This is a genomic window from Achromobacter sp. GQ309 (assembly GCF_059759315.1).
Window position 1 is genome coordinate 371,692 of sequence record NZ_JCAXDP010000007.1, and the last position, 24,507, is coordinate 396,198.

Sequence of the window (24,507 nt, forward strand, 5' to 3'; positions counted from 1 at the left end):
GCCCTTCAGGCCTGTGACGCCCCTACGGGGACGGCAAGGCGAACGGACCTATCCTTAACAGCATCTCGTCGTCATGGTCCGCGCCGCCGAAGAGTTGCCGGTCGAAGAACGGCTGTTCGGAAACGTGGGCGCCTACTTCGGCGGCCAGGCCGGCGAAGGTGCGGCGCGAAGCCTGGTTGTCAGGCCCCACCGTGGTTTCAAGATAGCGGACATGCGCCAGGCCCTTGCGCTGCAAGAGTTCCCGGAGCATGGCGCGGCCAAGGCGTTGGCCGCGAGCGCGGGCGTGCACCGCAACCTGCCAGACGAACAGGACGTCGGGGCGGGACGGGTCCACATATGCGGAGATGAAACCATTGATGCGTCCCCCGGCGCTTTCAGCCAGGACGCAGGTGTCGCGGAAGTGCTCGCACAGGAGCAGGTACGCGTAGAGGGAATTCAGGTCGAGCGGCGGGCACTCGGAAATGAGGCGGTGGATCGCGGCGCCGTCTTTGCGGTCGGGCAGACGCATGGTATGGGTCTGCGCGCTGACCGCCGGCGCCACGGCACTTGAGAGTATGGGGGAGTCCAGTTCGTTTTTCTTCATGCAACGATTCCCGATTCTGGGGGTGCCCCGCCCGTGGGCACTTCAAGGATGGGCGACGACACGTCTCCATGCGTGTCGACTGCGGCCTGACCGTCCTGTTCCATGAGCGTCACGATGCGCTCCAGGGACAGGGTGATGGTGGCCTGTTCCAATTCCGGCAAGGCATTGAGCGCGTCAGCCAGATGCTTTTGCAGCGGCGACGGCGCGCCTTGCGCCAATTCCTGTCCCGCCTCGGTGGCGGTGACGAACACGATGCGGCGGTCTTCACGGCCCCGCTCGCGGCGGATGAGCGCCTTGTCTTCCAGGCGATCCAGGATGCCGACCACCGTGCTGGGGCTGACGTGCATCTCGCGGCTGATCGCGGTGGCGGTCATCGGACCGTTGGCGATCACGGTGCGCAGGCACATCAGCTGCGGCGCAGTGATGTGACTGACCGCGGACAACTGGCGCGAATGCAGCGCGATCGAACGCGTGATGCGGCGCAGGGCTCGCAAAATGCGCAGGTCGTACTGCTGAGTGGTTTCGGTTTTCGCGGCGTCAGTCATGGATACAGATGGTTCGGGCAAAATCATTTCTACACGAATCATATGCGCCCGATTTATTCGAGTCAAACAAAAACCCGGGCACGATGTAAATAAATGAACGCGGATTTGGCGAGGATGACCGCAGTATGAATGGACTTGTCAGCACGCTGGTTCCGCTATGCCGGGGGCTGTGAGCGGCATCCGCCTGCTGGCTGGCCCGAACAAAAAAACATATGTTTTGTTCATGATGTTTTATTTATCATATGTTTTTACCGTTTATCCGGTCCTGCCAACATGTCCTTGCCCGCTTCCCTGCTCGCCACCCTCCAGGCAAAGCTGGAACAACTGCCGCCCGAATTGCAGCGGGCGGCGCGCTGGGTCGTAGCGAATCCCGCGCAGGTGGGACTCTGGTCGATGCGCCGGCAGGCGCAGACGCTCGGCGTGGCGCCCGCCACGATGTTGCGCCTGGCTCGCGCATTGGGCTATGGCAGCTACGAGGATTTCCGCCAGCCGTTCCAGCAGGCGTTGGCGGCACAGGGCGCGCCGGGCCTGCGCGACCGCGCCGCTGCCCTGCAGGCTGCGGCGGGTGCGTCCGCCGAACCCGGCCACGATGCATTGACCGGGTATCAGGTCCAGGCCATTTCCTCGGTCTGCGCGCTGAACCCGCCCGCAACGTTCGACGCCACCGTGCAAACCCTTTTGGACGCGCGTCAGGTCGGTTTCCTGGGCACGCGCTCAGCCTTCGGCATTGCATTCCAGATGCGCTACGCCTATCAGCTCGTGCGGCGCAACAGTGTCCTGATCGACGGGCTGGGCGGCGCGCCGGCCGAGCAGATCGACAACCTGGGCGCGGGCGATGCGCTGATCGTCATCTCGCAGGCCCCCTACCCCGCCGCCACCGTAGCGCTGGCGCGTCAGGCCGCGCGGCGCGGCGTGGCCGTGGTGGCGCTGACCGACGACCCGCTGTCACCGCTTGCCGGAGACGCCCGCCACACGCTGCGCTTCGCCCCGTCCGACCGCGATGGCGTGCAAGCCAGGCCGGCGCGCCTGGGGCCGGGCTCGTTCTTCCACACGACCGCCGGTCTGCTTGGGCTGGCCGAACACCTGATCGCACGGCTGACGGCCCTCGGCGGCGACGCGGTGCTGGACCGGCTGGCCGAAGTCGAGCAGCGCCTGCGCACTGACAACGTCTATTGGACCGGCGCCCCCGCGCGCCGCCACGGCTGAGGCGCCCGAGCCAACGCCACCCTCAACCTGACCCAGGAACCCGCAGCATGAGCCAAACCCACATCCTGCATCGCTCCCTTCGCCATACGCCCCCCGTCGCCGTGCGCGGCCAGGGCGTCTGGATCCATGACAGCGCGGGCCGCGCGTATCTGGACGGCTCAGGCGGCGCGGCCGTGTCCTGCCTGGGCCACAATCATCCGGACGTCCAGGCGGCCCTGCACGCGCAGATCGACGCGCTGGCCTATGCCCACACCAGCTTCTTCACCACCGAGGTCGCTGAAAAGCTGGCGGCCCGCCTGGTGGCGGACGCGCCCGCCGGCACCTCGCACGCCTACTTCGTGTCGGGCGGGTCGGAAGCGGTGGAAGCGGCGCTCAAGATGGCGCGCCAATATTTCGTCGAAATCGGTCAGCCGCAGCGCCGCCACATCATCGCGCGGCGGCAGAGCTATCACGGCAATACGCTCGGCGCGCTGGCGGTCGGCGGAAATGCCTGGCGGCGCGCACAGTTCGCGCCGCTGTTGATCGAGGTCGAGCACGTTTCGCCGTGCTATGCCTACCGCGACCAGCGCAGCGACGAAACCGCCGAACAATACGGCGAGCGGCTTGCAGAGGAACTGGACGCGGCCATCCTGCGCCTCGGCCCCGACTCCGTCATGGCATTCGTGGCCGAGCCGGTGGTGGGCGCGACGTCTGGCGCGGTGACCGCCGTGCCGGGGTACTTTCGCCGCATCCGCGAGGTCTGCGACCGCCACGGCGTGCTGTTCATCGCCGACGAAGTGATGTGCGGCATGGGCAGGACCGGCACGCTGTACGCCGTCGAACAGGAAGGCGTGACGCCGGATCTCATCACCATCGCCAAGGGGCTGGGCGGTGGCTATCAGCCGATTGGGGCAGTCATGGCGCAACAGCACATCGTGCAGGCGATGCAGCAAGGCAGCGGCTTTTTCCAGCATGGCCACACGTATCTTGGCCACGCGCTGGCGTGCGCGGCCTCGCTGGCGGTGCAGGACGTGATCCGGCGCGACGGGCTGCTTGAGCGCGTGCGGGTTCAGGGCGCAGGCCTGGCGCAGCGTCTGCAGGCGGCGCTGGGCGAACACCCGCATGTGGGCGACATCCGCGGCCGGGGTCTCTTCATGGGCGTGGAGCTGGTTCAGGACCGCGCCAGCAAGCAGCCCTTCGATCCCGAATTGACGCTGCATGCGCGGATCAAGCGCGAGGCGATGGCGCGGGGTTTGATGGTGTATCCGATGGGCGGCACCCTCGATGGACGACAGGGCGATCACGTCCTGCTCGCGCCGCCCTTCATCATTTCCGACGACGAACTGGATCAACTGACGGAACGGCTGACCGGCGCCATCGACGCCGCGATCGCGCAGACGCGGGGTTAGGCGTCCACCGCAACGGCCGCCGGGCGGCGATCCTCCGCCCCGCGCCGCCTGATCAGCCTGCGCCCGCCCGCCGCCAGGGCGGGCGCGCGCCGATGGTGAGCGCGCGCAGGAACCATTCCACGGGTCCATAGGCGTGATGCCGCAGCCACCAGGCAGACAACGGCAACTGGGCGGCAAAGATAGCCACCGCAATCAGAAACGCGGCCAGAGGCGTCACGGCGGCGAACAGCCGCAGGCCCCACGCCGTGAAGAGGAATGCGCACACGACCGACTGCATCAGGTAGTTGCTCAGCGCCATCCGCCCCGCCGGGGCCAGCCAGACCCCAAGGCGCTCGCCTGGCCCCGTACGGAGCGCCAGCAGGAACGCCGCCCCGTACGACAGGCTCAAGAGCGGCGCAGTGAACAGGCCCACGGCCAGGCCCGGCAATTCCCACATCACGCGCGCCTGCGGCAAGGCGCTGGTGGCATACGCCGCGGCGCCGGCCAGTCCGGGCAGGACGCACAGTGCGCACAGCAGTCCCAGGGCGCGGCGCGAGCGCCAAGGATCCGCCAGCGCATTGCGCCGCCCCATCGCATACCCGGCCAGGAACATGGCGAAGACGAACGGCCCTTGCACGAACAGCACCGTGAACCAGATGGCTTCGGTGAGTTCCTTGATGTGCTGCGCGATCGTGGTGCCCACGGTGCCGCGGTACGCCTCGATGGACGCCAGCGCGTCGGCCTTGTACTGCAGCGCGTAGCCGGCCGGAACGGGGTCCAGAAAGCTCAACGCGCCCAGAATCCCCCACACCGCCGACGCCAGCGCGATCAGCCACAGGGCAACGCGCAGCGCCCGGCCCGGGTCCATGCGCCGGCATAACAGCAGCGCAAGGCCCAACAACGCGTAGGTGACCAGGATGTCGCCCTGGTAGAACAGGATGGCGTGCACCATGCCCAAGGCCGCCAGTCCCAATAACCGGCGCAGAAAGCGCGGTGCGAAGGCCGCGTCGGCGCGCTCGGCCGCCGACATCTGCAGCGTGAAGCTGTAGCCGAACAGGAAGGAAAACAGCAGGTAGAACTTGGTTTCGAACAACCAGGCGACCAGCCAGCGGACCGTCACGTCCACGGGGCTGGAATACACCGGATCCGGCACGCCCCCGCCATAGAACGGAAAGGCGAAGACGTTGATATTGACGACCAGGATGCCGAAGAGCGCGAAGCCGCGCAGGGCATCGACGTGCGCAAGGCGCGGCCGGGCGGCGAGGTCGATGCTCATGCGGGCCTCTGGAAGGCAACCCGGCGGCGCAAGTGGCGCGCGCCGCCGGGCGTGTTCGGCGTCAGGCGGCGCGCAGGCGTCAACCCAGCACCGGCGACAGCAACGGCTGCTTGGGCCGCACGTCCAGCGCGCGGCCCTTGCGGGCCCGCTTGCCGACGTAGACGGCCAGGTCCGCACCCGCCAGGATGTCCTCGGTCATCTTGTTGCGATAGATGCCGGTGGCGCGCAAGCCCTTCGGGCCGATCGGCACGGTCTGGTCGAGCTTGTCCGCACCGTCCAGTCCCATCAGGATGGTGCCGCGTCCGCCGCCCGACAGCGACTTGACCTCGTCCAGGCCGAAGACCAGGAACTTGCCCTTTTGCGACAGCAGCGCCAGTTGCTGGGCGCCCGCAAACAGCGGCACCGGACGCAGCAGTTCGTCGCCCGTTTCCAGCGTGATGAACTGCTTGCCCGCGCGCTGGCGGCTGACCATGTCGGACAGCTTGGCCGCGAAGCCATAACCGCCGCGGGTTGCCAGCAGCCAGCGGCTGTCGGCCGAGGCAGCGATCGTATGGACGATGCGCGTGCCGGATTCCAGGTCGATCATCGTGGTGACCGGCTGGCCGTCGCCACGCGCCGACGGCAGTCCGGACACCGGCACCGAGTAGACCCGGCCGTTGTCGCCGACCGCGATCAGCGTGTCGGTGGTACGGCACTCGAAGGCGCCGTACAGATCGTCGCCCTGCTTGAAGCCGAATTGCGAAGCGTCGTGGCCGTGGCCCTGACGCGCGCGCAGCCAGCCCTTCTGCGATACGACCACGGTGACCGGCTCGTCCAGCACCTTGGTTTCCAGCACGGCGCGCTCGGCGGTTTCGATCAGGGTGCGGCGCTCGTCGCCATATTGCTTGGCGTCGGCTTCGATTTCCTTGATCAGCAGGCGCTTGAGCGTCGTGGGGTTGTCCAGCAGCTCCTGCAGCGAGATCTGCTCCTTGCGCTTGTCGGCCAGTTCCTGCTCGATCTTGAAGCCTTCCAGGCGCGCCAATTGGCGCAGGCGCATTTCCAGGATGTCTTCGGCCTGACGCTCGGACAGCTTAAAGCGTTCCATCAGGGCGGCGCGGGGCTCGTCGGATTCGCGAATCGTCTGAATGACCTCGTCCACGTTCAGGTAGACGACCATGCGCCCTTCCAGCACATGGATGCGGTCGATGACCTTGTCCAGACGGAAGCGCGTGCGGCGCACGACGGTGTTGGTGCGGAACGCCAGCCACTCGACCAGGATGTCGCGCAGGCCCTTCTGGCGCGGCCGGCCGTCGGTGCCGATGCACACCAGGTTGACGCTGGCGCTGCCTTCCATGCTGGTCTGCGCCAGCAGCGTGTTGACGAACTCGTCGCGGTCCACCCGCGAAGTCTTGGGTTCGAAGACCAGGCGCACCGCGGCGTCCTTGCCGGATTCGTCGCGCACGGCATCCAGCAGGTTCAGCATCACGGCCTTGGCCTGCGTCTGCTCGGGCGTCAGGCTCTTCTTGCCCGTCTTGACCTTGGGATTGGTGATTTCCTCGATTTCTTCCAGCACCTTCTGGCCGGACGTGCCCGGGGGCAGCTCGTTGACGACCAGTTGCCACTGGCCGCGCGCCAGTTCTTCAAACTGCCAGCGCGCGCGCACCTTGAGCGAGCCGCGGCCCCCTCCGTAGATCTGCGCGATATCGGCAGCCGGGGTGATGATCTGTCCGCCGCCCGCGAAGTCCGGGCCGGGGATCATGGCGTACAGCTCCTCGTCCGGCAACTGCGGCTGCTTGATGAGCGCCACGCAGGCCTGGGCGACTTCGCGCAGGTTGTGCGGCGGAATCTCGGTGGCCATGCCGACCGCGATGCCCGACGCGCCGTTCAGCAGCATCACGGGCAGCCGCGCCGGCAGCATCTGCGGCTCTTGCTGGCTGCCGTCGTAGTTGGGCACGAAATCGACGGTGCCCTCGTCCAGCTCGTCGAGCAGCAGCTTGGCAATGGGCGTGAGCCGCGCTTCCGTGTAACGCATGGCGGCGGCGTTATCGCCGTCGCGCGAACCGAAGTTGCCCTGGCCGTCGATCAAGGGATAGCGCAGCGAGAAGTCCTGCGCCATGCGGACCATGGCGTCGTACGCGGCCTGATCGCCATGCGGATGGTATTTACCCAGCACGTCGCCCACGACGCGCGCGGATTTGACGGGTTTGGCGCCGGAGCCCAGCCCCATCGCCTGCATCGCAAACAGGATGCGGCGCTGAACGGGCTTCTGCCCGTCGCCCACGTCGGGCAGCGCGCGGCCGCGCACCACGGAAACCGCGTAGTCCAGATAGGCCTGTTCCGCGTAGCGCGCCAGCGTGATGGCGGCGTTGCCGTCACCGTCGCCGTCGCCGCCGGGCGGGTTGGAGTCAAACAGGCCGGGTTGATTGCTGTCGGTCATGATGGTTTCAGGTAAACAAATTCATCGAAACGGCGTCAATGCGCCTCAGGCGGACGGGGCCATGAGCTGGGTGTCGGCAACGTGCGCGCGGATCTGGGCGCGCACGGCTTGCAGCGTGGCGGCGTCCTGCCCGCGCTTGGGGATGATCACGCCCTGCAGGGTGCCGAGGATGACGTAGAGATGTTCGGGGGTTTCTTCGACCCGCCGCACGTCGGTCCACGCCATCTGCCCGGAGGCGGAGGCCGTACTGTCGGTGACGCCGTCGGGGCCGAAATCAAGTTCGTGCCGACCCAGATACAGGGTGTCCGGCTGCTTGGCCAGCATGCGGCGCGTGTTCATCCGCACGAGTCCGGGCAGCACGTATTCATAGGCCAGGGCCAGCAGCGCGAGGATGCCCAGCCCGACCGCCAGCCCCTGGAAATACACCGGCAGAATCGCGCCCCAATTGGGTCCCTTGCCGTCCCAGGTCTGCCAGATCAGGTACGCAAGCAGCGCGACGATCATCAGGATGCCGAAGCGCAAATGAGACCGGTAGCGGCGGCGGCGAAGTTCCGGCCGTTTGTACACATAGGCGGCAAAATCCGCGTAGTCGTCGGCGGTCAGGTCGACGACCATGCGGGCTTGCCCGGGCGCGGACGGCGTCATCAGATGTCGAGCTCCGCCAGGTTGCCCTTTTCTTCGATCCACGCGCGGCGTTGCGAGGACTCGCCCTTGCCCATCAGCATGTCGAACATGCGGGTGGTGTCGTCGGGCGTCTGGTCGCCGTAGCCCACGGGCAGCAGACGGCGCGTGTCCGGGTTCATGGTGGTTTCCCACAGTTGCTCGGGGTTCATTTCGCCCAGGCCCTTGAACCGGCTGACGGCCCACGCGCCTTCGCGCACGCCTTCCTTGCGCAGCTTGTCCTGCGCGGCCTCGAGTTCGCCTTCATCAAGACAGTAGATCTTGCGCGCGGGACGCTTGCCCTGCGCGGGCACATCCAGGCGGAACAGCGGCGGCTTGGCGACGTACACGTTGCCAGCCTCGACGAGCTTGGGGAAATGCCGGTAGAACAGCGTCAGCAGCAGCACCTGGATGTGGGAGCCGTCGACGTCAGCGTCCGACAGGATGCAGATGCGGCCGTAGCGCAGGCCGGACAGGTCGGGCGTATCGTTGGGACCGTGCGGGTCGACGCCGATGGCCACGGAAATGTCGTGGATCTCGTTGTTGGCAAAAAGACGGTCGCGGTCGACTTCCCAGGAATTGAGCACCTTGCCGCGCAGCGGCAGGATGGCCTGGAATTCCTTGTCGCGGCCCATCTTGGCCGAGCCGCCGGCCGAGTCGCCCTCGACCAGGAACACTTCAGTGCGCGTGGCGTCGCTGGACTCGCAGTCAGTCAGTTTGCCGGGCAGCACCGCCACGCCGGAACTCTTGCGCTTTTCGACTTTCTGGGCCGAACGCTGGCGCGCCTGCGCCTGCCGGATGGCCAGTTCCGCGAGCTTCTTGCCGTATTCGACGTTGCTGTGCAGCCAGAGGTCGAGCGCGCTCTTGGAAAAACCGCCCACCAGCCGCACGGCGTCGCGGCTGTTCAGGCGTTCCTTGATCTGGCCCTGGAATTGCGGGTCCAGCACCTTGGCCGACAGCACGAAGCTGGCGCGGGCGAACACGTCTTCGGGAAGCAGCTTCACGCCCTTGGGCAGCAGGCTGTGCAGTTCGGCAAAGCCCTTCACCGCGCCGAACAGACCTTCGCGAAGGCCGGATTCATGCGTGCCGCCGGCTGGCGTGGGAATGAGGTTGACGTAGGACTCGCGTACCGCGTTGCCGTCGTCGGTCCAGGCCACCACCCATTGGGCGCCCTCGCCTTCGGCGAAGTTTTCATGGTCGGCGCCGGCGTACTGTTCGCCTTCGAAGAACGGCACCATCAGTTCGGCGCCCGCCAGGGCCTCGGCCAAGTAGCCGCGCAGGCCGTCCTGATACTGCCAGGTCTTGGTGTCGTTGGTTTTCTCGTTGACGAGCGTGACCTTCACGCCCGGCAGCAGCACGGCCTTGCTGCGCAGCAGATGCGTCAGCTCGCCCAGCGGGATATTGGGGCTGTCGAAGTATTTGGCGTCCGGCCAGACACGCACGCGTGTGCCGGACTTCTTGCGGCCGCCCTGATCGTAGGGCGCCAGGGGTTCGGCGACGTCGCCGCCCTTGAACACCAGGCGGCTCACGGCGTTGTCGCGCCAGACGATGACTTCCAGGCGGGTGGCGAGCGCGTTGGTGACGGACACGCCGACGCCGTGCAGGCCGCCCGAGAAGGCGTAGGCGCCGCCGCCCGCCTTGTCGAACTTGCCGCCCGCATGCAGGCGCGTGAACACGAGTTCGACCACGGGCGCGTTTTCTTCGGGGTGCAGGCCGACGGGAATGCCGCGGCCGTCGTCCTCAACGGAGACGCTGCCATCTGCATGCAGCGTGACCTGGATCTGTTTGCCGTAGCCGGCCAGGGCCTCGTCTGCGGCGTTATCAATGACCTCCTGCACGACGTGCAGGGGGTTTTCGGTGCGGGTGTACATGCCCGGGCGCTGCCGCACGGGTTCCAGCCCCTTCAGGACGCGGATGGACGCCTCGTTGTAACGTGGAGTGGCCAAGTTATCCCCAACATCTGTGGAAAAAAACCGACATTTTACGGATAAGCCTAGATTCTGCGCGGCTCCGGGTGGGATGCGCACGACCTGACCAGGTCCGATTTCGGTAGGATGATGACAGTCACAACCGCCGATCCGGGCTTTGACTTCCCGGACCGCGACAGCTGCGCCGCAACATCCTACACAAAAACCTGCAAACCCTGTTGTTATTAACAGTGGTATGCCTGTTGTTATTGACAGTGGTATGCTTGAGTCCATTCCACAAACAAGAACAACGGCAAGGCGCGTTTTCACGCGCCTTTTGCTGCCGAACCGAGAATCACCATCATGAGCGACCAAATCAAGAACGTCAGTGACGCCAGCTTCGATGCCGATGTGTTGAAATCCGGCCAGCCGGTGCTGGTGGACTACTGGGCTGCCTGGTGTGGCCCCTGCAAGATGATCGCCCCGATCCTGGAAGAAGTCGCCACCGAATACGCTGGCCGTCTGACGATCGCCAAGCTGAACGTGGACGAGAACCAGGGTACCGCCACCAAGTACGGCATCCGCGGCATTCCGACCCTTATGCTCTTTAAAGACGGCCAGGCTGCCGCCACCAAAGTTGGCGCGCTGTCGAAGTCGCAACTCACCGCATTCCTGGACGGCGCGTTGTAAATCGCGTGCTGTAAACGAGGGCGCCGCCGCATAGGCGGCGCTCATTCAGTACCGCGCGAGCCCGTCCGTGGCGCGCCGCCAGACCCTCCTTTACTTTTCCCCCAACACTCACCGCGATGCACCTCAACGAACTGAAGGCGCTGCACGTCTCGCAGCTGCTCGAAATGGCCGCTGGCCTGGAAATCGAGAACGCCAACCGCCTGCGCAAGCAGGAACTGATGTTCGCCATCATGAAGCGGCGCGCCAAGCAGGGCGAGCAGATCTTCGGCGACGGCGTTCTTGAAGTCCTGCCCGACGGCTTTGGTTTCCTGCGTTCGCCGGAAACCTCGTATCTGGCCAGCACCGACGACATCTATATTTCTCCGTCGCAGATCCGCCGTTTCAATCTGCACACCGGCGATTCCATCGAAGGCGAAGTGCGCACCCCCAAGGATGGCGAGCGCTACTTTGCCCTGGTGAAGGTGGACAAGGTCAACGGCGTGGCCCCTGAGGCGATCAAGCATCGCATCATGTTCGAGAACCTGACGCCGCTGCATCCGAACCGCGTCATCCGCCTGGAACGCGACATCAAGAGCGAGGAAAACCTCACCGGCCGGATCCTCGACGTCTTCGCCCCCATCGGCATGGGCCAGCGCGGCCTGATCGTCGCCAGCCCCAAGTCCGGCAAGACGGTGATGATGCAGCACATCGCGCATGCCATCACCACCAACTATCCCGATGCGGTCATGATCGTCCTGCTGGTCGACGAACGCCCGGAAGAAGTGACCGAAATGCAGCGCACCGTGCGCGGTGAAGTGGTGGCGTCGACCTTCGACGAACCCGCCACGCGTCACGTGCAAGTGGCCGAAATGGTCATCGAAAAGGCCAAGCGCCTGGTCGAAATGAAGAAGGACGTCGTGATCCTGCTGGACTCGATCACCCGTCTGGCCCGCGCCTACAACACCGTCGTGCCGGCTTCCGGCAAGGTGCTGACCGGCGGTGTGGACGCCAACGCCCTGCAACGCCCCAAGCGTTTCTTCGGCGCGGCGCGTAACCTTGAAGAAGGCGGCTCTCTGACCATCCTGGGCACCGCGCTGATCGAAACCGGCAGCCGCATGGATGAAGTCATCTATGAAGAATTCAAGGGCACCGGCAACTCCGAAGTCCACCTCGAGCGCCGCCTCGCAGAAAAGCGCGTCTACCCGTCCATCAACCTGAACAAGTCGGGCACCCGCCGCGAAGAGCTGCTGATCGCCCCGGACCTGCTGCAGAAGGTGTGGGTGCTGCGCAAGTTCATCCACGACATGGACGAAGTCCAGTCCATGGAGTTCATCCTGGACAAGATGCGCGCCACCAAGACCAACGCCGAATTCTTCGACATGATGAAGAAGAAGTAAGCGGAACGTCCGCGCCAAAGAAAGCCGCCCTTGCCAAGGGCGGCTTTTTTCATGGGCGCCGGCTTAATGTTCGATGAATTCCGGCATCCGGCGCGGCGTGGCATTCGCGGGGCGCGGCGTCTGCTTGGCCGGTTCCTTGCCGGCTTCGATCGGTTCGATGCTGGGATCGTCCCAGCTGCCTGTGACGGCGTATTCCATGGTCATTGCGCGGGCGAGCGGCTGCTTGAGCAACCATTGCGTGACAAAAGCGCCCAGGCCGATCAGCGGATTGACCGCCAGGGCGGTGACCATCGCCGCGCCGCTGGCGTCCAGATTCGGAATCACCACCGCTTTCATGTCCCAGCGTTCCTTGACGAGGTTCACGCCTCCGGCCAGCACGATGGCCGCGACCGGCCCGTTGATCTTGTAGCCTTCGGTGGTCAGCATGCCATCGGCCACCTTCACGTTCCCGCGAATGGTGTCGAACGGAAAGCCGTCGCGCAGCAGGTTGGTGGGATTGACGTCCAGCCGTGCCAACCGCTGCAGCGATTGCAGCGACAGCAACTCCAAGAGGCGCGCGGTGCGGGAATTCACGTGCATGAAGCGGCCGTTGTCCAGGCTGACGACCACGTCCCCCACCACGTCGGCAATGTTGTGTGTCCACGGCAGATTGCGCCAGGTCGCCTTGCCCTGGATCGTTCCCTTGCCGTTGGACACCACGTTCTCGAAGCCGATCCGGCCCATGAAGTCACCGACGTTTTCCAGCTTCAGCAACGCGTCGACGGTCAGGCCGCGGTTCGGACCTTCCAGCCCCCAGCTCCCCGTGGCGTTCAGGGCCGCCGAATCGTTGGTGATGGAGAGCTTGTCCAGCCGCCACTGCCGTCCGCGTTCCAGATTGGTGCCCGTGACCTGAAGCGCCCCCAGGTTCTTGCCGTACAGCATGAACTGGTTGGCTTGCAGGTCGATGGCGGGGATGTCGGACAGGTCGTTGCCGGATGCCAGCGCCTTGTCGGCCTGATTGGCGTCGCCCTCGCCCGCGATCGACAGATGTTTCAGGCGAGCGGTGATCTGGCCGGCGATGGCGCCCTGCGCCTCACGCCACTCCAGCGTGCCCGCCGCCTGCCGCGATTCCAGTTCGACGCGCCAGCGCGCCGGCGCGGGACGCGTGGCGTACAGCGTCAGGTCATTGAAGGTGAAACCGCTGGCGTGCAGCACGCTGGCCGCCAGGCTGATGCGCTCGGGCTGCGGCAGGATGGGCTTGGCGGGCGGCCTGCCCTTGACGGGCGGCTCGTCGAATCCGTCCGAAACCTTTTCCCAGCCGTCCATGTCCAGCTCGGGCAGGCTGGCGTTCAGGCTCAGCCCGCGTTCCGGCAGGCTGGCTGGCCGCCCGACGCCCAGCGCCCCGCGCGAAAAATACGACGACGAGCCATCGGCCGGGTCCCGCTCGAACAACGCATTCACGTTGTCGCCCAGGCTGGCCGTGAGCCAGCGCCGGTCGCGCGCGCCGCGGTCCTGTGCCGGCGACCATTGCAGCTTCAACAGCTGCGCGGACTTGGCGGGTTTGCCGGCCGGCGCGGGCATGTCGATCGCCATGCCGACCAGGTCGGACTCGGCCGAGATGTCGATTGCACCGCCCTTCAGGTAGATCAGCCGGCCCTTGTACGCCGCACGGCCGGTAAAGCGCGACATCGACGGCGCGCGGCTCAACTGCGACAGGCCGGGCCCCGATAGCGTGCCGTCAAAACGCAGCGCGTCCGTGCCTTGCGCCAGCGTGCCGTAGATGTTGACGGGGCCGCCCAGGAACTGCGCGCGGATGCCCTTGGTCTGCACGCCTTTTTCCGAGAATTCCAGATCACCGTGGATCTGGCTGAGCACCGGGATCTCGGGCATGAAGCTGAACGAATTGTCCGAGAACTTGATGCGCCCCACCACTTGCGTGTCATCGGTGTTTAGCAGCGGCACGGTCAGATCGAGCGGCATGCGCCAGTCGCCGGTGCCGTGCGCCTCGTCCAGCGCCCCGTCCAGCAGCTCGCCCAGCGGAGAATTCGCCGCCAGCGCCAGGTACGCCGCCACCGGCCCGGAGGTGTCGCCAGTGACGCGAAGCTGTGAGTCGTGCTCCATGTTCGGAATGGCGGCTTTCACCTTGCCCAGCGTGACGGTATGTCCCTGCCCGGTATGGGCCACAGCGCCGCCCGCGCTATCCAGCGCCAGGCTGACCTTGTCGATGCGAAAACTGCCCGACAGGTTTTCCAGCATCGGCCAGCCCTTGTGGTGCTTGCGCGCCGGCGCGTAATCGACCTTAGCGCCGGAATAGTTGCCGGCGATGACGAACTCGCCGGTCGAGCCCGGTGCGCCATACGGAAAGTCGTCCAGATCGCCCTTGAGCGTGATGGCCGCCGAATGCATCTGCCCGGCGGGCAGGCCGGTCGCCAGCCATTCACGGGCGTCCGCATTCACTTCGAGCGGCAGATACCGGTGAATGGCCGGCATCGACCCGCGGACCATCGTGCCGCGCACGTCAACGCTGCCCGCCGCGGTCTTGCCTTCGGGCCGCCATTGGCCTTGCAGGCGTGCTTCCAGGTCTTCATTGGCAAGGCGCAACTGCGCCACGTCCACGAACCAATGCGCCGGATCCGGCCCCTGGACCTGGGCATCGAGCTCCAGGTCGTCGGCCCGTAGCGTCGGCGTCTCGAAGACGCCGGGCAGCGTCACGCGCAGTTGATGCACCGCCCCCTTGACGGCCACGTCAGGCGCGCCCTTGCTGCGCCCCAGCGGCACGCCTTCGATCTTCACGTAATCGCCAGGCCACACGGAAAAGCGCAACTGGCCCGAGCCGCTCTGGACAGCGGGGCCGTCCGGCGCGGAGATCCAGGACACGCCGCGCACGGCGACATCGCTGGTCAGTTCGGTGAACTTGCCATGATCCAATTGCCACCACGCCCGAGCCGCCAGCCGGCCAGCGACCGCGGGCACGTCGATCCACGGCGCCCAGGCCTGCGGCTCCACGTCATCGGCCTGCGCAAAAATCTGACCGCTCCAGTTGGCGGGCTTTTTGGCGTCGACGCCAAACAGTCCACGGTTGAATTCCCCGCGCAGTTCCAGCTTATGCGCCAGCGCGGGCCCTGCGGAGGCCTGCAGCACGAACCGGTGCGACAGGCTGCCATTGCGCACCAGGAAGTCGACGCCTTCCAGTGTCAGTTCCGGCGCCTGGCGCAATTCGTCCTGCCAGCGCAGCGTGGCGTCGCTGACCAGCAGCTCGCGCTGCGCCGCCAGCCATCGCAGGCCCGGATGATTGAGATCGGAGGCATGGTCGCTCGCATTCAGGTCGATGTCCTGACCGGCGACCCACAGATGATTGGACGCGTCCCGCCGCAGCGTGAGTTCCGGCTTTTCCAGCCGCAGCCGCACCAGCGTGGGCGACAGCGACAGCAGGCTGCGCCATGCCACGACCGCGGACACGGACGGCAGGCTCAATACCGGATCGGCCTCGTCGTCGTAGACCTGGACGGCAGCGAGATCGAGCCTGGGATTGAGCCCTTGCCAGTTCGCCTTGATCGCGCCGATCGTAACGCGGGCGCCCAACGCCTGGCTGGCGTAGGCTTCGATCTGAGGGCGCCACTGATCCACCCGCGGGAGGACCCAGTAGCGCACGCCCAGAAACCCGATGGCGACGACGCCATAGACGGTCAGCGCGGCCCAGAACAGGCTGCGGAGCACTTTTTTTGGAACAGACACGGATCAGTGGGCAGGAGGAGATGTCTTGCAGTATCGTCCCCACTTATACCTGAAACACGTCCATCCGTCTGCCGCCCTTTGCACCATGTCGAAACCATCCTTGATCGCTCCCGCCCTCGCCTGGTCCGGCCATCTGCGCCGCCGCCTGGACGCCCACCCGGACCTGGCCGCCTGGTTGGAAGAGGCCGTGAAACACCCCGTGACACCCGACCTGATGGTGCAATGGCAGAACGAACTGGCCGGCCCCGCCTCGGCCGCCTCCGCCGCCTTGCCGGTGGACGTCTGCCGCATGGTGCTGCGCAAGCTGCGCGAACGCGTCTTCAGCGTGCTGATCGTGCGCGACCTGACCGGGCAAGCGCCGCTTGAAGAGGTGGTGGGCGCCATGACCACGCTGGCGGACATGGCAGTGGCTGCCGCCTACCGCAGCGTGGCGGCGGAACTGTCGGCCGTGCACGGCATGCCGCGCGACCCGGCCACCGGCAAACCGCAGGAGATGCTCATCGTCGGCATGGGCAAGCTGGGCGGCTGCGAACTGAACGTTTCGTCCGACATCGACCTCATCATGCTGTACGGCGAAGAAGGCGAAACCGACGGCCCGCGCCGCATCAGCCATCACGAGTTCTACGGGCGCCTGACCCGCCGCATGATGCCGGTCCTGTCCGAGGTGGACGCCAACGGCCAGGTGTTCCGCACCGACCTGCGCCTGCGCCCGGACGGCGACGCCGGTCCGCTGGCCTGGAGCCTGGATGCCCTGGAGCACTACCTGATCGGCCAGGGCCGCGAATGGGAGCGCTATGCCTGGCTGAAAGCGCGGCTGATGCCCGCGCAGGCGTTCGAAGACAGCGACAGCGCCGCGCAGGCCCGGCAACTGGAAAGCCTGCGCGTGCCCTTCGTCTACCGCAAGTATTTCGATTTTGACGCGCTGGCCGCGCTGCGCGCGCTGCGCGAGCGCATCCGCCAGGACTGGCAGCGCCGCGCGTCGGCGCGCAATGGCATCGACAGCGCCAACAACATCAAGCTGGGCGACGGCGGCATCCGCGAGATCGAGTTCGTGGTGCAGCTTGCGCAATTGATTCGCGGCGGCCGCATGCCGGCGCTGCAAAAGCGGGGGCTGCTCGAAGCGCTGCATGCCGAGTGCGTGGCGGGCCTGATCCCCGAGGACGATGCCCGCCGGCTGGAAGAGGCCTATCGTTTCCTGCGCCGCACCGAGCATGCGCTGCAGTACCGCGAAGATGAGCAGACCCACCTCTTGCCCGGAGACCCCGACCTGCGCGCCGCCCTGGCCGCGGCGCTGGGGATGACGGCCGAAGACTTTGAAAGCACCTTGGCGGCACACCGCGAGTTCGTGTCGCAGACCTTCCGCAACGTCTTCCGCATGGTCGGCATGGGCGAGGAAGAAGCCGCACCCGCCACCGCCCCGGACGCCACCGCAGACGCCACGCCGTCCAGCCAGCCCGAGCCTGACAGCGAATGCGAACTGAGCGAGCAGATCCGCCAGGCGTTCGGCAACGATGCAGACGATCTGCTGCGCCGCGCCGAGACGCTATCGGGCAGCCATCGCGTGCGCAGCCTGCCAGAAAGCAGCCGCCGCCGTATGGAGGTTCTGCTGCCGGCCGCCCTGCGCGCCGCGCTGCAGACGCCGGCGCCGCATGAAGCGGCGGTGCGCCTGTTCGACCTGATCGAAAAGATTGCGCAACGCAGCGCGTACCTTGCCTTGCTCGCCGAATACCCGGACACGCTGGCGCGCGTGGCGCGCATGGTGGCCGCCAGTCCGTGGGCCGCGCAGTACCTGACGCAGCATCCGCTGCTGCTCGACAGCCTGATCGACTGGCGCACGCTCTTCGAGCCGCTCGACTTCGGCCAGATTGCCCGGCAGCTCACCGCAGATATGGACGCCTGCCGCCTGCCGGACGGCGATCCGGACGTCGAACGCCAGATGAACCTGATGCGCGACGTGCAGCGCCAGGCCAGCTTCCAATTGCTGGCGCAGGACCTGGAAGGCGAGCTCACCGTCGAAAAGCTGGCCGACCAGTTGTCGGCGCTGGCCGACCTGCTGCTTACCGAAACCATCCGTCGCGCCTGGCCGCTCGTGAACAAGGTCCCGGGCGCCGAGCCGCACTTTGCCGTCATCGCGTACGGCAAGCTGGGCGGCAAGGAACTGGGCTATGCGTCCGATCTTGACCTGGTGTTTCTGTTCGACGACCCGCGCGACGACGCGGCGGAGGTCTACGCCAAGCTGGGACGGCGCATGTCGTCCTGGCTGTCGACCATGACGTCCTCGGGCCGGCTGTACGAAACCGACCTGCGCCTGCGGCCCGACGGCGACGCGGGGCTGCTGGCGGTCTCGCTGGAGGCCTTCGAGCAATACCAGCACAAGCACGCCTGGGCGTGGGAACACCAGGCGCTGACCCGGGCGCGTTTCGCGGCGGGCGACGCCAACCTGGGCGAGCGCTTTGAGAAGATCCGCGAGGACATCCTGGTGGCGCCGCGCGACACGGCCGCGTTGCGCAACGAGGTGCTGGCGATGCGCGAAAAGATCAATGCCGGCCATCCCAACACCACCGACCGCTTCGATCTGAAGCACGATCGCGGCGGCATGGTCGACGTGGAATTCGTGACGCAGTACCTGGTGCTGTGCCACGCGGGCACGCATCCGGTGCTGGTGCGCAACCTTGGCAACATCGCGCTGTTGCGCCTGGCCGGCGAGGCCGGGCTGATCCCGCCGGACCTGGCGGCGCGGTCGGGCGACGCCTACCGCACGCTGCGGCGCGTCCAGCACCAATTGCGTCTTCAGGGCGTGGAAAAGGCCCGCGTGGCGCCCGACCAGCTGCAGTCAGAACGGGCTGCGGTCCGCGAGCTCTGGACGACGGTGCTGGGCTGATGGCAACTCGTCGTAAAATAAGGGTTTTTCCGCTTTTGCCTGACCGCCATGTCTGAACTCGTCCGCCCCAAACTCGACCTGCCCGCCGGCCGCAGCAAGGTGCTGATGCATTCGTGTTGCGCGCCCTGTTCCGGCGAGGTCATGGAGGCCATGACGGCCTCCGGGATCGATTACGCGATCTACTTCTACAATCCGAACATCCATCCGGTCAAAGAGTACGAAATCCGCAAGCAGGAGAACATCCGCTTCGCCGAGCAGCACGGCATCGAGTTCATCGATGCCGACTACGACATGGACAACTGGTTCGAGCGCGTCAAGGGCATGGAAAACGCGCCCGAACGCGGCGAGCGTTGCACGGCCTGCTTCGACATGCGCTTCGAGCGCACCGCGCTTTACGCGCACGAGCATGGCTTTGACACTATCACCAGCTCGCTCGGGATCTCGCGCTGGAAGGACATGAACCAGATCAACGGCTGCGGCGAACGCGCCGCCGCGCGCTACGACGACCTGATCTACTGGACCTACAACTGGCGCAAGGGCGGCGGTTCGGCGCGCATGATCGAAATCAGCAAGCGCGAGAACTTCTACCAGCAGGAATACTGCGGCTGCGTCTACTCGCTGCGCGATACCAACCGCCATCGCCGCTCGCAGGGCCGCGAACGTATTCACATCGGCGTCAAGTTCTATGGCAAGGAAGACCTGATCAACGAAGAGAATCTCTGATCAGCGGGCGGTGCGCTCCGCACCGCCCATAAAAAAGCCTGGCAGTCCGCGCATCGCGCGTCCTCCAGGCCCGCTGCGGCGCCCCACGGGGCGCCGCAATGCTTTGTGTTGCGATCAGTCCAGCGTCAGCACCGTCGCGCCCGTCGTCTTGCGCGAAGCCAGCGCCGTCTGCGCCTCGCCCGCCTGCTCCAGCGTGTAGCGCTGGTCGATGCGGACTTTGATCTTCTTCTTGAGCACCAGATCGAACAGTTCTTCGGAGGCCGACTGCAGCTTTTCCAGCGTGTTCACGTGGATGCCCAGCGAGGGGCGCGTCACGTACAGGCTGCCCTTCTGGTTCAGGACGGCCAGGTTCACGCCTGCCACGGGACCCGAGGCGTTGCCGAAGCTGACCATCAAACCGCGCGGCTCGATGCAGTCCAGCGAGGTTTCCCACGTGTCCTTGCCCACGCCGTCGTACACCACGGGCACCTTCTTGCCGCCCGTCAGTTCCAGCACGCGCTCGACCACGTTTTCACGCGAATAATCAATGGTTTCCCAGGCGCCGTTCTCGCGCGCCAGTTCCGCCTTTTCCGGGCTGGAGACCGTGCCGATCAGCTTGACGCCGAGCGCCTTGGCCCATTGGCAAGCGATCAGACCGACACCGCCAGCCGCGGCATGGAACAGGATGGTCTCGCCGCCCTGCAGGCGGTACGTCTGGCGGAACAGGTACTGCACCGTCAGGCCCTTGAGCATCAGCGCGGCCGCTTCATCGAATTCAATGCCCTTGGGCACCTTGACGACCTGCAGGGCCGGCACGTTGCGAGCCTTGGCATAGGCGCCGATGGGGCTCTGACCGTAGGCCACGCGGTCGCCCTTCTTCAGGTGCTTGACGTCGGCGCCCACGGCGGTCACCACGCCGGCGCCCTCGAAACCCAGGCCGTGCGGCAGCGGATGCGGATACAAGCCCGTGCGGAAATAGATATCGATGAAGTTCAGACCGGCAGCGTGCTGCTCAATCGTGACTTCGTTGGCGGCCGGCGGCGGCACTTCCACCTCAACCAGCTTCAAAACTTCAGGACCACCGTGCTGCTCGATACGAATTGCCTTGACGAGATTGCTGGCCATGCTGGCCTCCTTTCATTGGAAATAATGCGAATTGACCAAAAATGCAGACTTCACCGCGTGGATTGACTGTCGTCCTGCGGCGTGCGCATGGCGCCGCCCCCCATCAATGCAAACACCCCCGCCAGCACCAGGACGGTTCCGCCCATCTGCCACACGGTGATGGGCTCGTCCAGGAACCACGAGGCCAGGAACAGCACCGACACCGGTCCCACCATGCCCAGCAGCGAAGCAGTGGGTGCGCCGATCAGCGACACTGCCCACATCAGCATGAATACCGGCACCACCGTGTTCAGCGTGGCGTGAATGATGGAATAGCCATAGACCGCGGCGGGCTGGATCAGCATCGACGGCGGGTGCACGACAAAGAACTGGATGATGCAGGCCACGCACGACACCAGCATGGCATACGCCACCAGCCGCGTCGGGCCGATCCGCTTGATCAGTTCCCCGGAGCAAATCAGGTACACAGAATAGCTTGCAGCCGAGCCGAAAACGAACAAAGACCCTAACAGCACCTCGCCGCCCCCGCCGAAGGACAGGTCGTGCGCAAACACCAGCACCACGCCGGCGTACGACAGCACCATGGCCAGCCATTGCCGGCGCTCGATCGGCCGCTTGAACCAAAGGGCCGACAGCAGCACGACGAGCGAGGGAGACAGAAACAGGATCAGGCGTTCGAGGCTGGCGGTGATGTAGCGCAACCCCAGAAAGTCGAGGAAGCTGGACAGGTAATAGCCCAGAAGACCAAGCACGCACACCTGCAGGCGTTCCTTGGTGGTCATCACCACGATCTCGCCCCGCGCCGCGCGGCGCGACTGGCGCCACGCCACCACCGCGAAGAACGGCATCGCGAACAGCATCCGAAACGCGATCAGCGTGACCGCGTCGATTCCGTAGCGGTAGGTGAACTTGACGACGATGGCCTTGGCGGAAAAGAGGATGGCGCCAAGCACCGCCATGGCGATCCCGGCGGCGCGGCTGGAGGCCAGCGGGAGCGCCGTAAGCTTGGCAATACGATTCATGCGATGATTTTAAGTTCACCGCAAAAATAATTGCACGCCTTCTCTGATGCAGACCGCTTCCTTCGCAGCATGACCCGACACCGCGCCCTTACTTATATCCATATTGCCGCCGTGCTATTCGGCCTGACCGGCGTGTTCGGCGAACTGATCCAGGCCAGCGCCGCCGTCATCACGCTGGGACGGGCGCTGTTCGCGGTCGTGGCGCTGGGCATCTTCGCGCGCATGCGCCGCAAGCCGCTGCTGGGCGTGCTGACCCCGGCGCAGCTGTTCGTGCTGGTCCTCGCGGGCGCGCTGCTCGCGGCGCACTGGGTCACCTTCTTCATTTCCGTGAAGGTGGGCGGCATTGCCATCGCGACGCTCGGCTTTGCCAGTTTTCCTGCCTTCATCACCCTGTTCGAAGGCCTCATCTTCCGCGAGCGCGTCCGTCTTGCCGAATGGCTGCTGCTAGGCCTGGTGACCGCCGGCCTGGTGCTCGTCACGCCTTCGTTCAACCTGGCCGACCAGGGCACCATCGGACTCGCGTGGGGCCTGCTGTCCGGCCTGAGCTTTGCGCTGCTGGCCTTGAGCAACCGCCGCTCGGCCTCCGGCATGGATCCGATGCAGGTGGCCTGCTGGCAGAACGTGGTGGTGGCGCTGGTGATGCTGCCCTTCGCGATCGGCCAACTGCCTGCCCTGCCCGCGCTGGACTGGTTCTGGCTGGCGTTGCTGGGCGTCTTCTGCACCGGGCTGTCCCATTACCTGTTCGTCTCCAGCCTGACCCGGCTGAACGCCCGCAGCGCGGGGCTGGTGATTGCGCTGGAACCGGTCTATGCCATTGCCTTCGCCTGGGTGCTGTTCAGCCAGGAGCCGACGCCGCGCATGCTGGCCGGCGCTGCGCTGATCGTGGCCGCCATCGTCTGGTCCGGTCTGCGCAAGCAGGCACCGGCGGCCGAACCCGCGGCAAAGATACAGCCTTGACAATAACTGACTAGGCAGTAAAATGCGCCGCATGACTGCCGCGCCTTCCCTGCCCACGCCCGTATCCTCCGAGTCGCCCGACACCCCGGTCCATTACCGCAACGACACGCGTTGCATGGCCGAAGACAACGCGGGCTACCTCATCAAGCTGGCTTATCACTCCCTGAACCGCATGCTGGACCAGGAGATGGCGCCGCTTGACCTCACCGCCATGCAATGGCGTCCGCTGGCCATGGTGTTTCTGGGCCGTGCCGATACGCCCGCCGAACTGGCGCGGCTCAACGACATGGACACCGGCGCCATGACGCGTGCGCTGGACCGCCTGGAAGCCAAGGGGCTCTTGCGCCGGAACCGCAGCCAGGAAGACCGCCGCGTCGTCAAGATCGAGCTCACCGAACTGGGCGAGGCCAAGGCCCGCGAAATCCCCGCCAACATTGCCCGCGCGCTCAATCATCACCTGCGCGGCTTTTCGACCGACGAGGTCAAGCAGCTCATGCACTTCATGCGACGAATGATCGCAAACGGGTCCGCGTCCGGCTCCCCGGCTGACCGCTGACCCGACGCCCCGTGCTGGAGCCGGGGTTTTTATTTGGCATAATCGTTGCCTAGGCAAATACAGATTAATCAATTACTTTCAGCTAACAGTCAGGATGAAACGCCTTTTATCTACCGCATTGGTGCTCGCCCTCGCCGGTTGCGCGCTGATGGAGCCGGCGCCCAAGCCCGTCGCCGCGCTTGATGCCGCCAAGCTCGGGCTGACCGGTCAAGCCACCGAATGGCCCGCCGCCCAATGGTGGGAACGCTACGGCGACCCGCAGCTCAACGCGCTGATGACCGAAGCGCTGGCAAACAGTCCGTCAATGAGCGCCGCGCAGGCGCGCCTGGCCAAGGCCAACGCCGCCGTCGGCATCGCGCGCGCCCCGCTGTTGCCGCGCGTGGACGCGGGCTACACCCTCAATCGCGAGCACCTGTCCAAGGACTACATCTACCCGGCGCCGCTGGGCGGCTCCGTCGTCAGCGACAACCGGCTGGCGCTGGACTTCAGCTACGAGCTTGATTTCTGGGGCAAGAACCGTTCGCGCCTGCAGTCCGCCGTGTCGCAACAGGAAGCCGCCAGCGCCGACGCGCAAGCCGCGCGCAACCTGCTCGCCAGCGCGACCGTGCGCGCCTACCTGAACCTGCAGAACGCGTTTGCCCAGCGCGACGTGCTGAACCGCGTGATCGCACAGCGCGCTGAAGTTCTGTCGCTGACGCAGGGCCGCTACTCGGCCGGGCTGGACACGCAGGTTGAAGTCAAGCAGGCCGAGTCGTCGCTGGCCTCCGGCAAGGTCGAACTGACCCAGACCGACACCACGCTCGCCCAACTGCGTAACCAGGTCGCCGCCTTGGCCGGCGCCGGCCCGCAGCGGGGACAGGATCTGGTTCAGGTGTCGCTGACCGCACCGGCCGGCGCGGTCCCGGCCAGTGTTCCGCTCGACCTGCTCGGTCACCGGCCCGACGTCACGGCCGCCCGCTGGCGCGCCGAGGCGGCGCGCCACGCCATCGACACGGCCAAGGCCGAGTTCTATCCCAACGTGAACCTCGCCGCGTTCGTCGGCTTTCAGGCGATCGGCACCGGCAACCTGCTGGGCGCCGACGCCCGCATGGCCGGCATCGGTCCGGCCATCACGCTGCCCATCTTCCACGGCGGAGAACTCAACGCCAATCTCGCGGGCCGCCGCGCCGATGCGGACCTGGCGGTGTCGGACTACAACCAGACCGTGCTGGACGCCGCACATCAGGTCGCCGACGCCCTGGACGGCCTGCGCCTGCTGGACCAGGAAAAGGCCCAGCAACGCCAGGCGCGCGAGGCCATCGAGGCCGCCTACGCCCTGGCCGTCGACCGCTACAAGGCCGGCATGGGCAACTACATCACCGTGCTGATTGCGCAGACCGGCGTGCTGACGCAGGCCCGTCTTGAAACGGACCTGCGCATCCGCGCCTATCAGCTCGACGCCAACCTTGCCACCGCCCTGGGCGGCGGCTATGCGGCGCAGGCCGAGCCTGCCCCGAACTCCATTCATTGAACGATCCCGGATTC

18 protein-coding genes are annotated in these 24,507 nt (G+C 66.0%); 9 read left to right on the forward strand and 9 right to left on the reverse strand.

The features are described 5' to 3' along the window. Window positions 1-22: 22 nt before the first annotated feature. Both ectA and AC6CIE_RS22860 read right to left on the reverse strand, forming a co-directional pair. Window positions 23-583, reverse strand: coding sequence for a diaminobutyrate acetyltransferase (gene ectA / locus AC6CIE_RS22855; RefSeq protein WP_175125060.1), 561 nt, complete (start codon window positions 581-583; stop codon window positions 23-25). Then, window positions 580-1,128 (reverse strand): MarR family winged helix-turn-helix transcriptional regulator, encoded by a 549-nt coding sequence (locus AC6CIE_RS22860; RefSeq protein WP_246282994.1) that lies wholly within the window; start codon window positions 1,126-1,128, stop codon window positions 580-582. The genes ectA and AC6CIE_RS22860 overlap by 4 nt, the downstream gene beginning before the upstream one ends. A 273-nt stretch (window positions 1,129-1,401) precedes the next feature. On the opposite strand from AC6CIE_RS22860, the gene AC6CIE_RS22865 reads away from it, so the two are divergent. Continuing rightward, entirely contained in the window at window positions 1,402-2,334 is a 933-nt protein-coding gene (locus AC6CIE_RS22865; protein ID WP_498094138.1) for a MurR/RpiR family transcriptional regulator, read from the forward strand. Between the two features lie 47 nt (window positions 2,335-2,381). Continuing rightward, a complete protein-coding gene (locus AC6CIE_RS22870; protein ID WP_498094140.1) occupies window positions 2,382-3,722 on the forward strand; it encodes an aspartate aminotransferase family protein in 1,341 nt (446 codons plus the stop codon). Between the two features lie 52 nt (window positions 3,723-3,774). On the opposite strand, the gene AC6CIE_RS22875 is transcribed toward AC6CIE_RS22870, so the two are convergent. The 4 genes from AC6CIE_RS22875 to parE all read right to left on the reverse strand — a co-directional run bounded on the left by AC6CIE_RS22875 (window position 3,775) and on the right by parE (window position 9,999). Next, the gene (locus AC6CIE_RS22875; protein WP_498094142.1) at window positions 3,775-4,977 is read right to left on the reverse strand and encodes a DUF418 domain-containing protein; all 1,203 of its coding nucleotides are present in this window, start codon (window positions 4,975-4,977) and stop codon (window positions 3,775-3,777) included. Between the two features lie 79 nt (window positions 4,978-5,056). After that, on the reverse strand, window positions 5,057-7,393 hold the full coding sequence (gene parC / locus AC6CIE_RS22880; RefSeq protein ID WP_175125065.1) for a DNA topoisomerase IV subunit A: 2,337 nt from the start codon (window positions 7,391-7,393) through the stop codon (window positions 5,057-5,059). Between the two features lie 45 nt (window positions 7,394-7,438). Beyond that, entirely contained in the window at window positions 7,439-8,038 is a 600-nt protein-coding gene (locus AC6CIE_RS22885) for a YcxB family protein (RefSeq protein ID WP_175125066.1), read from the reverse strand. Continuing rightward, window positions 8,038-9,999 carry a DNA topoisomerase IV subunit B gene (gene parE / locus AC6CIE_RS22890; RefSeq protein WP_175125067.1) on the reverse strand — a complete coding sequence of 654 codons (1,962 nt, stop codon included), beginning with the start codon at window positions 9,997-9,999 and terminating at the stop codon, window positions 8,038-8,040. Before parE ends, AC6CIE_RS22885 begins: the two co-directional genes overlap by 1 nt. A gap of 324 nt (window positions 10,000-10,323) precedes the next feature. Here parE and trxA point away from each other — a divergent pair, with 324 nt between their 5' ends. Next, window positions 10,324-10,650, forward strand: coding sequence for a thioredoxin TrxA (gene trxA / locus AC6CIE_RS22895; protein ID WP_006218534.1), 327 nt, complete (start codon window positions 10,324-10,326; stop codon window positions 10,648-10,650). Window positions 10,651-10,766: 116 nt separating this feature from the next. Continuing rightward, window positions 10,767-12,026: a transcription termination factor Rho gene (gene rho, locus AC6CIE_RS22900; protein WP_043541410.1), complete on the forward strand. Its 1,260-nt coding sequence runs from the start codon at window positions 10,767-10,769 to the stop codon at window positions 12,024-12,026. A 63-nt stretch (window positions 12,027-12,089) separates the two neighbouring features. On the opposite strand, the gene AC6CIE_RS22905 is transcribed toward rho, so the two are convergent. Then, window positions 12,090-15,722 carry a YhdP family protein gene (locus tag AC6CIE_RS22905; RefSeq protein ID WP_498094144.1) on the reverse strand — a complete coding sequence of 1,211 codons (3,633 nt, stop codon included), beginning with the start codon at window positions 15,720-15,722 and terminating at the stop codon, window positions 12,090-12,092. A 103-nt stretch (window positions 15,723-15,825) separates the two neighbouring features. On the opposite strand from AC6CIE_RS22905, the gene glnE reads away from it, so the two are divergent. Beyond that, window positions 15,826-18,621, forward strand: a complete 2,796-nt coding sequence (gene glnE / locus AC6CIE_RS22910) for a bifunctional [glutamate--ammonia ligase]-adenylyl-L-tyrosine phosphorylase/[glutamate--ammonia-ligase] adenylyltransferase (RefSeq protein WP_498094146.1) — start codon at window positions 15,826-15,828, stop codon at window positions 18,619-18,621. Between the two features lie 48 nt (window positions 18,622-18,669). Further along, a complete protein-coding gene (locus AC6CIE_RS22915; RefSeq protein WP_218345294.1) occupies window positions 18,670-19,344 on the forward strand; it encodes an epoxyqueuosine reductase QueH in 675 nt (224 codons plus the stop codon). Window positions 19,345-19,458: 114 nt separating this feature from the next. Here AC6CIE_RS22915 and AC6CIE_RS22920 read toward each other — a convergent pair whose 3' ends face one another. Together AC6CIE_RS22920 and AC6CIE_RS22925 are read right to left on the reverse strand one after the other, a co-directional pair. Next, a complete protein-coding gene (locus AC6CIE_RS22920; protein ID WP_175125070.1) occupies window positions 19,459-20,448 on the reverse strand; it encodes a quinone oxidoreductase family protein in 990 nt (329 codons plus the stop codon). A 50-nt stretch (window positions 20,449-20,498) separates the two neighbouring features. Beyond that, window positions 20,499-21,470, reverse strand: coding sequence for a DMT family transporter (locus tag AC6CIE_RS22925; RefSeq protein WP_498094148.1), 972 nt, complete (start codon window positions 21,468-21,470; stop codon window positions 20,499-20,501). A 69-nt stretch (window positions 21,471-21,539) separates the two neighbouring features. Here AC6CIE_RS22925 and AC6CIE_RS22930 point away from each other — a divergent pair, with 69 nt between their 5' ends. From AC6CIE_RS22930 to AC6CIE_RS22940, 3 genes are all read left to right on the forward strand, one after another. Further along, complete coding sequence (locus AC6CIE_RS22930; protein ID WP_498094150.1) at window positions 21,540-22,427, forward strand: DMT family transporter; 888 nt, start codon at window positions 21,540-21,542, stop codon at window positions 22,425-22,427. Window positions 22,428-22,458: 31 nt separating this feature from the next. Next, window positions 22,459-22,983: a MarR family winged helix-turn-helix transcriptional regulator gene (locus AC6CIE_RS22935; RefSeq protein WP_175185189.1), complete on the forward strand. Its 525-nt coding sequence runs from the start codon at window positions 22,459-22,461 to the stop codon at window positions 22,981-22,983. A 94-nt stretch (window positions 22,984-23,077) separates the two neighbouring features. Continuing rightward, window positions 23,078-24,493, forward strand: coding sequence for an efflux transporter outer membrane subunit (locus AC6CIE_RS22940; RefSeq protein ID WP_175125073.1), 1,416 nt, complete (start codon window positions 23,078-23,080; stop codon window positions 24,491-24,493). Window positions 24,494-24,507 lie beyond the last annotated feature (14 nt).